Consider the following 12,478-nt stretch of genomic DNA (forward strand, 5'->3'; position numbering starts at 1 on the left):
GCGTGCTCACCGATCTGTTCAGTCCCTCCGTCCAGCACTCGCTCGACCTCGCCGGGATCTTCGTCTTCGCGATCTCCGGCGCGCTGCTCGCCGTCCGCAAGAACTTCGACGTCTTCGGCATGGCCGTGCTGGCGGAGGTCACGGCGCTGGGCGGCGGGCTGTTCCGGGATCTGATCATCGGGGCCGTGCCGCCCGCCGCCTTCACCGACCTGGGCTACTTCCTCATGCCGCTGGTCGCCACGCTGATCGTCTTCTTCCTGCACCCGGAGGTGGAGCGGATCACCAGGGCGGTGGGCGTCTTCGACGCGGCCGGACTGGGGCTGTTCTGCGTGTCCGGCACGGTCAAGGCCTACGACCGCGGGCTCGGCCTCACCTTCGCCGCCACCCTCGGCCTGGCCACGGCCGTGGGCGGTGGTGTGCTGCGCGACATACTCGCCCACGAGGTGCCGTCGCTGCTGCGCTGGGACCGCGACCTGTACGCCGTGCCCGCCATGGTCGGGGCGGCCATCGCCGCCCTGATGATCCGCTACCACGTGCTCGACGGCCCCACCACCGCCGTGCCGGTCGTCACGGCCTTCGTCCTGCGGCTGCTGGCCATGCACTACCACTGGAGGGCGCCGCGCGCCTGGCACCGCAGGAGCGCGGCCGCCGAGGAGCTCTGAGTCTCAGACCGTCCGGCCCAGCCAGGCCGCCAGCCGCCCGTACGCGTCCGCGTCTTCGGGGGCCGGCCGCACCGGGCCGAACGGCACGCCCTCGCCGCGCCGGTCGGCCGTCAGCTTCTGCCGGGCCCACTCCAGCGCGTACTCCCCGAGCTCCTGGTCCAGCGGCAGCGGGTGGCCGAGGGCCTGCGAGAGGTCCCAGGTGTGGGCGACGGTCTCCAGCACGCACCCCGAGGCGAGGTACGCCCGGCCCGGCATCTCGCCCCACGGCACGGCGACGGCCATGTCGAGCTTCGCGTCGTCCGCCCAGGCGGCCGCCAGCCGCGCCCGCCCCGCCTCGTAGGCCGCCGCCCAGCCGTCGTCCGGCACGTCCGTGACCGGCGCGAGCCGCCGGGGCTCACCGGTCTCGCCGAGCAGCGCACCGGCCTCCAGACCGCCGACGAGGTGCGCGAGGAGTCCGCGTATGTCGAACTCCTCGCACGGCGTGGGGTCCCCGAGCCGCTCGGCGGGCACGGTGGCGACGAGCTCCGCCAACTGGGCGGTGGCGCGGGCGAGGAGGGGGCGGGGGTCGGTTGTTGTGTTCATGCGAACAGGTTAACGATCATGTAGGTCGGAGCGTGTCCTAGTGCGCCCCTGACCGGGCGCCCCTGCCGGGGCGCGAAGAGCCGCCGGGCGCGCCCTGATTGCTCACCGGCAGCAGCCCGCGCTCGGCGAAGACCTTCTTGGCCACGAACGTCGCGTTGAGGGCCTTCGGGATGCCGCAGTAGACCGCGGAGTGCAGCAGCGCCTCGACGACCTCCGTCGGCGTCAGGCCCACGTTGAGCGCGCCGTTGACGTGCACCTCCAGCTGGGCCTCGCAGCCGCCGAGGGCGGTCAGCATGCCGAGCGTGACCAGCTGGCGCTCGCGCGGGGCCAGTTCGGGGCGGGCGTAGATCTCGCCGAAGGCCCAGGAGATGACCTGGTTGCCCAGTTCCGGGGAGATGTCGGCGAGGGATTCGACGACGCGGTGGCCGGCCTCGCCGTCGACCGTGTCCAGCATGGCCAGGCCGCGCTCGTAGCGCTCGCCGAGGGTCGTGTCCTGCCGGTTGTTCAGGCTGTTCCCGTTGCTCATGGACATGACGATAAGAGTTGGAGCGAACTCCAACGCAAACCCCGCCCGCGCACGGCCGGGACGCCCGGTACCGCCCGGCGGGCCGCCTCGTAGAATCGTGCCCACCATGGCCTACCTCGACCACGCCGCCACCACCCCGATGCTCCCGGAGGCGGTGCAGGCGATGACCGCCCAGCTCGCCCTCACGGGCAACGCCTCCTCGCTGCACGCCGCCGGGCGGCGGGCGCGCCGCACCGTCGAGGAGGCGCGCGAGTCGCTCGCCGCGTCGCTCGGCGCGCGCCCCAGCGAAGTGGTGTTCACCGCGGGCGGCACCGAAGCGGACAACCTCGCCGTGAAGGGCCTGTACTGGGCCCGCCGCGCCGCCGACCCGGCCCGTACGCGCGTCCTGGCCAGCCCGGTGGAGCACCACGCCGTGCTCGACGCCGTCGACTGGCTCGCCGCGCACGAGGGCGCGACCGTCGAGTACCTGCCGGTCGACTCCTACGGGCGCGTGCACCCGGACGCGCTGCGCGAGGCGATCGCCCGCAACCCGGACGATGTGGCCCTGGTCACCGTGATGTGGGCCAACAACGAGATCGGCACCGTGCTGCCGGTGCGCGAACTGGCCGAGGTCGCAGGCGAGTTCGGCATTCCGGTGCACGCCGACGCGGTGCAGGCCTTCGGCCAGCTCGACGTGCGGTTCGCCGACTCGGGGCTCGCCGCGATGACGGTCAGCGGGCACAAGATCGGCGGCCCGTACGGGATCGGCGCACTGCTGCTGGGACGCCGGTACGCGCCCGTGCCGCTGCTGCACGGCGGCGGCCAGGAGCGGCACGTGCGCTCCGGGACGCTCGACGTGCCGGCCGTCGCCGCGTTCGCCGTCGCGGGCGCGCTGGCCGCCGAGCGGCGCGAGGAGTTCGCGCGCGAGGTGGGTGCCCTGCGGGACGAGCTGATCGCGGGCGTGCGGGCGTCCGTCCCGGACGCGGTCCTGGGCGGCGACCCGGACCCGGCGGGCCGGCTCCCGGCCAACGCCCACTTCTCCTTCCCGGGCTGTGAGGGGGACTCCCTGCTCCTGCTGCTGGACGCGCAGGGCATCGAGTGCTCGACGGGCTCGGCCTGCACGGCCGGGGTGGCGCAGCCGAGCCATGTCGTGCTGGCGACGGGGACGGATCCGGAACTGGCGCGGGGGACGCTGCGGTTCTCGCTGGGCCACACGTCGACGCGGGAGGACGTGGCGGCGGTGATCGAGGCCATCGGGCCCGTGGTGGAACGGGCCCGGAGCGCGGGGCTGAGCTAGGGCCCCGTCAGGGGCGCGGGGCCGTGTCCGATGTGTGGCTCCGCCACGTGGGCGCGACCAGCCCGGAACCACCCGCAGCCGCAGGACCGTACTCTGGAGAGGCTATGACTGACTTCCCCGGTGCCCCCGACTCCCAGGCCCCCCGCAAGGGGCGCCGCCTCCGCGTACTGGCCGCCATGTCCGGCGGTGTGGACTCCGCCGTCGCCGCGGCGCGCGCCGCCGAGGCCGGACACGATGTGACCGGCGTGCACCTCGCCCTGTCGGCGAACCCGCAGTCCTTCCGCACCGGCGCCCGCGGCTGCTGCACCATCGAGGACTCCCGCGACGCCCGCCGCGCCGCGGACGTCATCGGCATCCCCTTCTACTGCTGGGACCTCGCCGAGCGCTTCCGCGAGGACGTCGTCGAGGACTTCGTCGCGGAGTACCAGGCGGGGCGGACCCCGAACCCCTGCCTGCGCTGCAACGAGAAGATCAAGTTCGCGGCCCTGCTGGACAAGGCCCTCGCGCTCGGCTTCGACGCGGTGTGCACCGGCCACTACGCGACGGTCGTGGTGAACGAGGACGGCACGCGCGAGCTGCACCGCGCGAGCGACATGGCGAAGGACCAGTCGTACGTCCTCGGCGTGCTGGACGAGCGGCAGCTCGCCCACGCGATGTTCCCGCTGGGCGACACGATCACCACCAAGGAGGAGATCCGCGCGGAGGCGGAGCGCCGTGGCCTGGCGGTGGCGAAGAAGCCCGACAGCCACGACATCTGCTTCATCGCGGACGGCGACACCCAGGGCTTCCTGGCGAAGCGCCTCGGCAGGGCCGAGGGCGACATCGTCGACGAGTCCGGCACCAAGGTCGGCACCCACGAGGGCGCCTACGGCTTCACCATCGGCCAGCGCAAGGGCCTCCGCATCGGCCACCCGGCCCCGGACGGCAAGCCGCGCTACGTCCTGGACATCTCGCCGGTGAACAACACGGTGACGGTGGGCCCGGCGGAGGCGCTGGACGTGATCGCCCTGACGGCCATCAAGCCGCGCTGGTGCGGCGTCGCCCCCACGGAGCCGGGCACGTACACGGCCCAGCTGCGCGCCCACGGCGGCGAGACGCCGGTGACGGCGGAGCCGGTGGGCGACTCGGAGCTGCGGGTCACCTTCACCGAGCCGGTCCGGGGCGTGGCCCCGGGGCAGGCGATCGTGCTGTACGACGGCACACGCGTGGTGGGGTCGGCGACCATTGCGGCGACGGAGCGGGCTGCCCTGCGGGCGGCTCAGTAGGACGCGGTGCCCCGGCCGGTGCCGGGGCACCGAACTCGCCCCGGGTGAAGGCCCCGACGAGGGCTCACTCCGCGCGGAGCGTCCGCGCGAAGAACGGCAGCAGCCGGTCCCAGTGCAGCTGGAGCCCGGACGGGCTGAAGGCCGCCGTGTCGGACATCGTGAAGCCGTGGACGGTGCCCGGGTAGACCTCGGAGGTGCAGCGGACCCCGGCCGCGTCGACCGCCTTGTCGAACTCGGGCATCGGCTCGTCCCCCTCGGCCAGGCCGAAGAGGAGTTCGGCACGCAGCAGCGGGGCGAGCAGGTGCGCGCTGTCGGGCTTCTCGGTGGCCAGGCGGCCGGGGTGGAAACCGGCCACGGCGGCCACGTCGTCGGGGCGGCTCGCCGCCGTGCGCACCGCCAGGACCGCGCCCATGCAGTAGCCGACGACGCCGACCGGGCCGGGGCGGACCTCGGGCTGGGCGGTGAGGAAGTCCAGGTAGGCGTTGGCGTCGCTCTGCACCCGCTCGGGGGTGAGCTCCTGCATCATCGGGCCGAGGTGCTCGAAGAACGCCCCGCGGAGCTCGGGGCTGCTCAGGTCGGGCACCTCGAACAGCGGCGCACGGCCCCGGCGGTAGAAGGCGTTCGGGGCCAGGACGTAATAGCCCTCGGCGGCCAGCTGCTCGGCCAGTGCGTGGATGACCGGGCGCAGGCCGAGGGCGTCCATGTACAGCAGGACGCCGGGGTGCCGCTCGCCGTCGTCGGGGAAGGCGAGGAAGGCGTCGGCCGTGCCGTCGTGGGTCGTGATGTCAACTGTGCGGGTGGGCATGCGTATTGCTCCTTGATCAGGCGGTGAGTGGTGTGAGCGTATCGGGGAACCCCGTCACCGCTTCATCAGCCTCGCGCGTACCGTGACTCCCATGAACATCACCGTCTTCTGCTCCGCCGCCGACCTCGACGACCGTTACACCGCTCCCGCCCGCGAGTTCGCCGAACTCCTCGGCAAGGGCGGCCACACCATGGTGTGGGGCGGCTCGGAATCCGGGCTGATGAAGGTGATGGCGGACGGCGTGCAGGAGAACGGGGGCCGGCTCGTCGGCGTCTCCGTGGAGTTCCTGGCCGCCAAGGCCCGCCGGAACGCGGACGAGATGATCGTCGCCAAGGACCTCGCCGAGCGCAAGGCGGGGCTGCTCGCCCGCGGTGACGCCGTCGTCGTCATGGTCGGCGGCACCGGCACGCTCGACGAGGCCACCGAGATCCTGGAGCTCAAGAAGCACGGGCTGCACACCAAGCCCGTCGTGCTGCTGAACACGGCCGGGTTCTACGACGGGCTGCAGCAGCAGTTCCGGCGGATGGAGGCCGAGGGGTTCCTGCCGCTTCCCCTCGCCGAGCTGGTGTTCTTCGCCGAGGACGGGGCGAGCGCCCTCGCCTATCTGGAGAGCGCCGCAGCGAGCCGGTAGGGCAAGCTGTCACCCATGGCTACACATGTGATCACCGGAGCGGGCTCCGGCATCGGCGAGGCCGTCGCGACGCGGCTGTTGGAGCGCGGGGACGAGCTGTGGCTGTTCGCGCGGGACGCGGGACGGGCCAAGGAGCTGGCCGCCCGCTTCCCCGGGGCGCACACGCTCGTCGCCGATCTGGGCAACCCCGACCGGCTCTCCTGGGCCCTCGGCCACCAGAACCTGCCGGACCGCATCGACTCGCTGCTGCACATCGCCGGGGTCGCCGACCTCGGCGGCGTCGGCGAGCTCACCACGAAGACCTGGAACAACACCCTCGCCGTCAACCTCGTCACCCCGGCCGAGCTGACCCGGCTGCTCCTGCCCCAACTGCGGGTCTCCAAGGGGCACGTGGTGTTCATCAACTCCGGCGCCGGACTCCGGGCCAACGCCGAGTGGGGCGCGTACGCGGCCAGCAAGCACGGCCTCAAGGCGCTCGCCGACGCGCTGCGCGAGGAGGAGCACACCAACGGCGTGCGGGTCACCAGCGTCTACCCGGGCCGCACGGCCACGCCCATGCAGCAGAAGGTGCGGCAGCAGGAGGGCCAGGAGTACGACGCGCAGCGCTGGATCGACCCGAACTCGGTCGCCGCGACCGTGCTGCTCGCGCTCGACCTGCCGCGCGACGCCGAGATCAACGACCTTTCGGTGCGGCCCGGGTACACGGGAGGCTGAGCCGCCGGGCGGGTAAGTACGCTTCCGGGGTGAGCGAGAGCAACAGTTTTTCCGTCGCCCCGGGAACCGCCACCGGGGTCGGGTCGATGCCCGGCGGCGATGCCCGCGAGGCCGCCAAGACCGTCACCGGGTCCCTGGAGACCCTGCCGTACCTGCCCGAACTCCCCGGCCGCGGGCCCGGGGCCGACATGATCGGCCGGACCGCCGGGATGCTGGTGGAGGTCTTCGCCCACGTCGAGCCCAGCGGCTGGCGGATCGGCGACCGGCCCGGCCGGGACACCCGCCGGGCCCGCTCCTGGCTGGGCGAGGACCTCGACGCCCTGGAGGAGTTCACCCAGGGGTACGAGGGCACGCTCAAGGTCTCGGCCGTCGGCCCGTGGACCCTCGCCGCCGCGCTGGAACTGCGCGGCGGCGAGGCCGCGCTGAACGACGCGGGCGCCTGCCGTGACCTGGCCGCCTCGCTGGCCGAGGGCCTGCGCAACCACCTCGCCGAGGTCCGCCGCCGGGTGCCCGGCGCCCGGGTGGCGCTCCAGCTCGACGAGCCCTCGCTCACCGCGGTGCTGCGCGGGCAGATCCGTACCGCCAGCGGCTACCGCACCTACCGGGCCGTCGACCGCGCCGTGGTCGAGGGGGCGCTGCGGGATGTCGTCGCGGTCGCGGACGGCCCCGTCGTCGTGCATTCGTGCGCCCCCGGCGTGCCCTTCGCGCTGCTGCGCCGCGCGGGGGTCGCAGGAGTCTCGTTCGATTTCTCCCTCCTCACCGAGCGTGAGGACGATGCGATCGGTGAGGCGGTCGAGGCGGGGACGACGCTCTTCGCGGGCGTGGTGCCCGGCACGGACGGTCCATTGTCGGACCCTGCCGGTAGCGTCATGGGTGTCAGGACGCTGTGGCGCAGGCTGGGGCTGGCACCGGGGACCCTCGCGGAGTCCGTGGTGGTCACCCCGTCGTGCGGGCTGGCGGGCGCTTCGCCCGCATATGCCCGCCGGGCCCTGGAGCACTGCGTCCGGGCGGCCCGATCGCTCGCGGACAACCCGGAGTGACGGCACGCATGGAGCAACGGGAGGACGGAACGGTGGCTGTCGAACAGCGGGGCGAGGAGCTCGACGGGCTCGCGGCGCAGGCCACGGTGCCCGCGGAGGCGCGGGAGAAGCACGCTCGGCTGGCCGAGCAGATCGAGGAGCACCGCTTCCGGTATTACGTGAAGGACGCCCCGGTCATCAGCGACGCCGCCTTCGACAAGCTGCTGCGCTCGCTGGAGGCCCTGGAGGAGGAGCACCCGGAGCTGCGCACCCCGGACTCCCCGACCCAGAAGGTCGCGGGCGCGTACGAAACGGAGTTCACGGCCGTCGAGCACCGTGAGCGCATGCTCTCCCTCGACAACGCCTTCGACGACGAGGAACTCACCGCCTGGGCCGAGCGCCTCGCCAAGGAGATCGGCGAGGGCACCAAGTATCACTTCCTGTGCGAGCTCAAGGTCGACGGCCTCGCCGTCAACCTCACCTACGAGCACGGCCGCCTCACCCGCGCCGCCACCCGCGGCGACGGCCGCACCGGCGAGGACATCACGCCCAACGTCCGCACGATCTCCGAGATCCCCGACCGCCTGAAGGGCGACCGCATCCCGGCGCTCGTCGAGGTGCGCGGCGAGGTCTACTTCCCGATGGAGAAGTTCGAGGAGCTCAACGCCCGCCTGGTGGAGGCCGGCAAGCCCCCCTTCGCCAACCCGCGCAACGCGGCGGCCGGTTCGCTGCGCCAGAAGGACCCGCGCATCACGGCCACCCGCCCGCTGCACATGGTGGTGCACGGCGTCGGCGCCCGCCGGGGCTTCGACATCGACTGCCAGTCGCACGCCTACGAGCTGCTGCGCGAGTGGGGCCTGCCGACCGCCGCGCACGCCAAGGTCATCGACTCGCTGGACGGCGTGCGGAAGTTCATCGCGCACTACGGCAACCCGGACGTCCGGCACTCCATGGAGCACGAGATCGACGGCGTCGTCGTCAAGCTCGACGAGATCCCCCTGCAGGGGCGCCTCGGCTCCACCTCGCGCGCCCCGCGTTGGGCCATCGCCTGGAAGTACCCCCCGGAGGAGGTCAACACCAAGCTGGTGGACATCCGTGTGGGCGTCGGCCGCACGGGCCGGGTCACGCCGTACGCGGTCGTCGAGCCCGTCACGGTGGCCGGCTCCGAGGTCGAGTTCGCCACCCTGCACAACCAGGAGGTCGTCAAAGCCAAGGGCGTCCTCATCGGCGACACCGTCGTGCTGCGCAAGGCGGGCGATGTGATCCCCGAGATCCTGGGCCCCGTGGTGGACCTGCGGGACGGCACGGAGCGGGAGTTCGTGATGCCCGCCGAGTGCCCGGAGTGCGGGGCGGGCCTGCGCCCCATGAAGGAGGGCGACATCGACCTCCGCTGCCCCAACGCCCGCTCCTGCCCCGCCCAGTTGCGCGAGCGCATCTTCTACCTCGCCGGCCGCAAGGCGCTGGACATCGAGGCGCTGGGCGAGGAGACGGTCCGCGCGCTCACGAGCCCCGACGAGGGCCCCCGGGTGCTCTCCAGCGAGGCCGACCTGTTCGACATCGAGGTCGAGGACCTCCGCGACGTCAAGATGTGGCGCCGCGACACCCGTAAGGGTGCGAAGGAGGACGACCGCATCCTCGCCTCCTACTTCTACGGCCAGGAGAAGACCGTGGGCCGCGGCGAGGACAAGCGCACGCTGCCCGCCGAGCCCAAGGAGAACACCAAGCGGCTGATGAGCGAGCTGGAGAAGGCCAAGCAGAGCCCCCTGTCCCGCGTGCTCACCGGCCTGTCCATCCGGCACGTGGGCCCGGTCGCCGCGGTCGCGCTGGCCCGGGAGTTCAGGTCGCTGGACCGGATCGCGGAGGCGGGCGAGGAGGAGCTGGCGGCGGTCGAGGGCGTCGGCGGCACCATCGCCGCCTCGGTGCGCGAGTGGTTCGCCGAGGACTGGCACCGCGAGATCGTGGAGAAGTGGAAGGCCGCCGGGGTCCGCATGGAGGAGGAGGCCGGAGCCGACGAGGGCCCCCGCCCGCTCGCCGGACTGACCGTCGTCGTCACCGGTACGCTCTCCACGCACACCCGGGACGCGGCCAAGGAAGCACTCCAGAGCAGGGGGGCGAAGGTGACGGGTTCGGTGTCGAAGAAGACGGACTTCGTGGTCGTCGGGGACAACCCGGGCTCGAAGTACGACAAGGCGATGCAGCTGAAGGTTCCCGTGCTGGAGGAGGACGGTTTCGCCGTCCTGCTCGAGGAAGGACCCGAGGCGGCGCGCGCGGCTGCCGTGCCCCAGGAGGCCACCCCGGCGGAGTAATGCCCGCATAGGCAGTGGGCATTACCCCTACAGCGCCTGCTGGACGGCTGCAGAAGGCCGGATCGCATTCGGGCAACCGCTGCCGATCGCTGCCCGCCGTAGCCTTCTGCGGCCTACTGTTGAGATGTGCGCCTGCCGTGGCGCGGGCACCGCCGGCTGTGAGAGGGACGGGCATGAAACCCACCGACAGCGCCGAACCGGCATCCCGGCTGCGCAGGCTCCGCCCACCCGCGCTGCCGACGGTCTGCACGGCCGCGGCCGCACTCGCGTTCGCGGCCGGAACGGCCCGTGCGGCCGCCACGGGCCGGGCCCTGTTCCCCGGCGGCACGACCGGCTGGTCGCTGGCCACCCTCACCGCGCTCATCGTCGCCCATCTCGTCGCCCTCGGCCGGGACCGCTGGTGGGGCGGCACCGGCTCCGGTGCCGCCCTCACGCTGGCCGTGCTGCTGCTCTACGGCTGGCTCCCGTCCGCGCTGGTGAGCATCGCGGTCGTCACCCTCGTCGCGGCCGCCCGCCGCCACCGCTGGCGGCAGGCCTTACTCCACGGCGCGGTCGACATCCTCGGCATCGCCGCGGCCGGGCTGGCGCTCGCCGGATGCGGCGTCAGGGCCGGCGTCGAGTCCCCCTGGCCGCCGGACAGCTGGCAGCTGTCCGCCGCCCCCCGGATCGCCCTCGCGGCCTTCGTCTACCTCGCCGTCACCCGCTCCCTGCTGTGGTACTCCATGGCCCCGCGGGTGGCGCTCACCAGCATCGCCCGGGCCGCCCTGGTGCGGCAGGCCCTCGTCGGCGGCGCGCTGCTCGGCATCGCCCCGCTCATCGCCGTCGTCGCCGACCACGCGCCGGTGCTGCTCCCGCTGTTCGCGGTGCCGCTCATCGCCCTGGACTCCACGCTGTGGATAGCCCGCGCCCGCGCCGAGGAGCAGCTGCGCGACCCGCTCACCGGGCTGCCGAACCGCCAGTGGCTGCTGGAGCGCACCTGGACGGCCCTGGACGAGGCCGAACAGGCGGGCACCCGGGCCGCGTTGGTCCTGATCGACCTGGACCGGTTCCGGTCCGTCAACGACACCCTCGGCCATCTCGCGGGCGACCGGCTGCTGCTGCAGATAGCGGACCGGCTGCGGCTGGCCCTGCCGCGCGAAGCGGAGGCCGCCCGGCTCGGCGGCGACGAGTTCGCGGTGCTGCTGCCCACCGCCGACTCCCTCACCAGCGCCCAGCGGGTGGCCCGTTCGCTGGTCGGCACCCTCGGCTCACCGCTCGACCTCGACGGGCTCACCCTCGTCCTGGAGGCGAGCGCCGGCGTCGCCGTCTACCCCGACCACGCACTCGACGCCGAAGGCCTGCTGCGCCGGGCCGACGTGGCGATGTACCAGGCGAAGCGCGACCGCAGCGGCGTCGAGGTCTACGAGGCCCGCCGCGACGGCAACACCCCGGACCGGCTGGGGCTGTTGGGCGACCTGCGGCGTGCGCTGGACGCCGGCGAGGTCGAGCTGCACTACCAGCCGAAGGTCGGCTTCGACGGCCATGTCGAGGGCCTGGAGGCCCTGGTGCGCTGGGTGCACCCGGAGCGGGGCCGGGTCTCCCCGGACGAGTTCATCGCGATAGCCGAGTCGTCCGGGCTGATGCCGCGGCTCACCGAGTACGTGCTGGAGACCGCGCTCGGCCAGGTCGCGAAATGGCGGGCGATGGGCCTGGAGGTGCCGGTCGCCGTCAACGTCTCGCCGCGCGACGTCCACACGCCGGGCTTCGCCGGCTCGGTGGCGGCCCGCCTCGCCCGCCACGGGGTGCCCCCCGGGGCGCTGCAGCTGGAGATAACCGAGCACGTCCTGCTGGAGGACCCGCAGCGCGCCGCCGACACCCTCGCCGGCCTCACCGGCCACGGCGTCAAGATGTCCCTGGACGACTTCGGCACCGGCTACTCCTCGCTCGTCCATCTGCGCCGCCTGCCGGTGAGCGAGCTGAAGATCGACCGTTCCTTCGTGGCCCGCCTCGCCATCGACAACGAGGACGCCGAGATCGTCCGCTGCACGCTGGACCTGGCCCACTCCCTGGGCCTGCTGGTGGTCGCGGAGGGCGTGGAGGACGACGAGACCTGGGAGCGGCTGCGGGATCTGGGCTGCGACGCGGTCCAGGGCTGGCTGGTCGCCGCCGCGATGCCGCCGGACGAGACGACGGCCTGGCTCCGGCTCCGCCAGGAGGGCGGCTGGCGCCGGGAGGCCGCACCCCTGCATGCCGGGGCGACCTCGCAGGCCGAGGAGGACGCGGTCACCTGAGGGCGCGGTGCAGGGCGGGTTCGCGGACCCGGAAACGGGCCCGGAAACAATGGTCAGGCGGGCCGTCGCCCGGAGGCCATAGGATTGGCCCCGAAACCTACACACTCACCCTGAGGATCGCTGCATGCCTGGCATCACGCGCGAGGAGGTCGCCCACCTCGCCCGGCTGGCACGTCTGGAGCTGCAGGACGAAGAGCTCGACCACTTCGCCACCCAGCTCGACGACATCATCGGCGCGGTCGCCCGCGTCTCCGAGGTCGCCGAACAGGACGTCCCGCCGACCTCCCACCCGCTGCCGCTGACCAACGTCATGCGCCCGGACGTGGTCCGTCCGTCGCTGACCCCGCAGGCGGCGCTGTCCGGCGCCCCCGCCCAGGAGCAGCAGCGTTTCAAGGTGCCGCAGATCCTGGGGGAGGACTAAG

12 protein-coding genes are annotated in these 12,478 nt (G+C 73.2%); 9 read left to right on the top strand and 3 right to left on the bottom strand.

Going from position 1 to position 12,478, the window contains the following annotated elements; translation table 11 throughout:
* The first annotated feature begins 2 nt into the window (after positions 1 to 2).
* On the top strand, positions 3 to 662 hold the full coding sequence (locus tag HG542_RS23760; protein WP_171084709.1) for a trimeric intracellular cation channel family protein: 660 nt from the start codon (positions 3 to 5) through the stop codon (positions 660 to 662).
* A 3-nt stretch (positions 663 to 665) separates the two neighbouring features.
* Here HG542_RS23760 and HG542_RS23765 read toward each other — a convergent pair whose 3' ends face one another.
* Positions 666 to 1,244, bottom strand: coding sequence for a TIGR03086 family metal-binding protein (locus HG542_RS23765; protein WP_171084710.1), 579 nt, complete (start codon positions 1,242 to 1,244; stop codon positions 666 to 668).
* A 37-nt stretch (positions 1,245 to 1,281) separates the two neighbouring features.
* Positions 1,282 to 1,770 (bottom strand): carboxymuconolactone decarboxylase family protein, encoded by a 489-nt coding sequence (locus HG542_RS23770; protein ID WP_171084711.1) that lies wholly within the window; start codon positions 1,768 to 1,770, stop codon positions 1,282 to 1,284.
* Between the two features lie 106 nt (positions 1,771 to 1,876).
* Here HG542_RS23770 and HG542_RS23775 point away from each other — a divergent pair, with 106 nt between their 5' ends.
* Complete coding sequence (locus HG542_RS23775; RefSeq protein ID WP_171084712.1) at positions 1,877 to 3,046, top strand: cysteine desulfurase family protein; 1,170 nt, start codon at positions 1,877 to 1,879, stop codon at positions 3,044 to 3,046.
* 104 nt (positions 3,047 to 3,150) lie between these two features.
* The gene (mnmA, locus tag HG542_RS23780) at positions 3,151 to 4,311 is read left to right on the top strand and encodes a tRNA 2-thiouridine(34) synthase MnmA (RefSeq protein WP_171084713.1); all 1,161 of its coding nucleotides are present in this window, start codon (positions 3,151 to 3,153) and stop codon (positions 4,309 to 4,311) included.
* Between the two features lie 64 nt (positions 4,312 to 4,375).
* Here mnmA and HG542_RS23785 read toward each other — a convergent pair whose 3' ends face one another.
* Positions 4,376 to 5,116 carry a dienelactone hydrolase family protein gene (locus HG542_RS23785; protein ID WP_171084714.1) on the bottom strand — a complete coding sequence of 247 codons (741 nt, stop codon included), beginning with the start codon at positions 5,114 to 5,116 and terminating at the stop codon, positions 4,376 to 4,378.
* A gap of 91 nt (positions 5,117 to 5,207) precedes the next feature.
* On the opposite strand from HG542_RS23785, the gene HG542_RS23790 reads away from it, so the two are divergent.
* The 6 genes from HG542_RS23790 to gatC all read left to right on the top strand — a co-directional run bounded on the left by HG542_RS23790 (position 5,208) and on the right by gatC (position 12,477).
* Entirely contained in the window at positions 5,208 to 5,747 is a 540-nt protein-coding gene (locus tag HG542_RS23790; RefSeq protein ID WP_171084715.1) for an LOG family protein, read from the top strand.
* Positions 5,748 to 5,762: 15 nt separating this feature from the next.
* Entirely contained in the window at positions 5,763 to 6,461 is a 699-nt protein-coding gene (locus tag HG542_RS23795; protein ID WP_171084716.1) for an SDR family oxidoreductase, read from the top strand.
* Positions 6,462 to 6,490: 29 nt separating this feature from the next.
* Positions 6,491 to 7,501 (top strand): methionine synthase, encoded by a 1,011-nt coding sequence (locus HG542_RS23800; protein WP_171084718.1) that lies wholly within the window; start codon positions 6,491 to 6,493, stop codon positions 7,499 to 7,501.
* A 32-nt stretch (positions 7,502 to 7,533) separates the two neighbouring features.
* Complete coding sequence (gene ligA / locus HG542_RS23805; RefSeq protein WP_373313085.1) at positions 7,534 to 9,786, top strand: NAD-dependent DNA ligase LigA; 2,253 nt, start codon at positions 7,534 to 7,536, stop codon at positions 9,784 to 9,786.
* Positions 9,787 to 9,959: 173 nt separating this feature from the next.
* On the top strand, positions 9,960 to 12,056 hold the full coding sequence (locus tag HG542_RS23810; protein WP_171084723.1) for a putative bifunctional diguanylate cyclase/phosphodiesterase: 2,097 nt from the start codon (positions 9,960 to 9,962) through the stop codon (positions 12,054 to 12,056).
* A 124-nt stretch (positions 12,057 to 12,180) separates the two neighbouring features.
* Positions 12,181 to 12,477, top strand: coding sequence for an Asp-tRNA(Asn)/Glu-tRNA(Gln) amidotransferase subunit GatC (gene gatC / locus HG542_RS23815; RefSeq protein ID WP_171084725.1), 297 nt, complete (start codon positions 12,181 to 12,183; stop codon positions 12,475 to 12,477).
* Position 12,478 lies beyond the last annotated feature (1 nt).

The sequence above is a fragment of the Streptomyces morookaense genome, assembly GCF_013030945.1.
GTDB classification, from domain to species: Bacteria; Actinomycetota; Actinomycetes; order Streptomycetales; family Streptomycetaceae; genus Streptomyces; species Streptomyces morookaensis.

Excerpts from the sequence above, each read along its gene's own strand:
- HG542_RS23795 (WP_171084716.1), top strand. The coding sequence starts at position 5,763 with ATGGCTACACATGTGATCACCGGAGCGGGCTCCGGCATCGGCGAGGCC.
- HG542_RS23790 (WP_171084715.1), top strand. The coding sequence starts at position 5,208 with ATGAACATCACCGTCTTCTGCTCCGCCGCCGACCTCGACGACCGTTAC.
- HG542_RS23770 (WP_171084711.1), bottom strand. The coding sequence starts at position 1,770 with ATGAGCAACGGGAACAGCCTGAACAACCGGCAGGACACGACCCTCGGC.
- HG542_RS23810 (WP_171084723.1), top strand. The coding sequence starts at position 9,960 with ATGAAACCCACCGACAGCGCCGAACCGGCATCCCGGCTGCGCAGGCTC.
- HG542_RS23775 (WP_171084712.1), top strand. The coding sequence starts at position 1,877 with ATGGCCTACCTCGACCACGCCGCCACCACCCCGATGCTCCCGGAGGCG.
- HG542_RS23765 (WP_171084710.1), bottom strand. The coding sequence starts at position 1,244 with ATGAACACAACAACCGACCCCCGCCCCCTCCTCGCCCGCGCCACCGCC.
- gatC (WP_171084725.1), top strand. The coding sequence starts at position 12,181 with ATGCCTGGCATCACGCGCGAGGAGGTCGCCCACCTCGCCCGGCTGGCA.
- HG542_RS23785 (WP_171084714.1), bottom strand. The coding sequence starts at position 5,116 with ATGCCCACCCGCACAGTTGACATCACGACCCACGACGGCACGGCCGAC.
- mnmA (WP_171084713.1), top strand. The coding sequence starts at position 3,151 with ATGACTGACTTCCCCGGTGCCCCCGACTCCCAGGCCCCCCGCAAGGGG.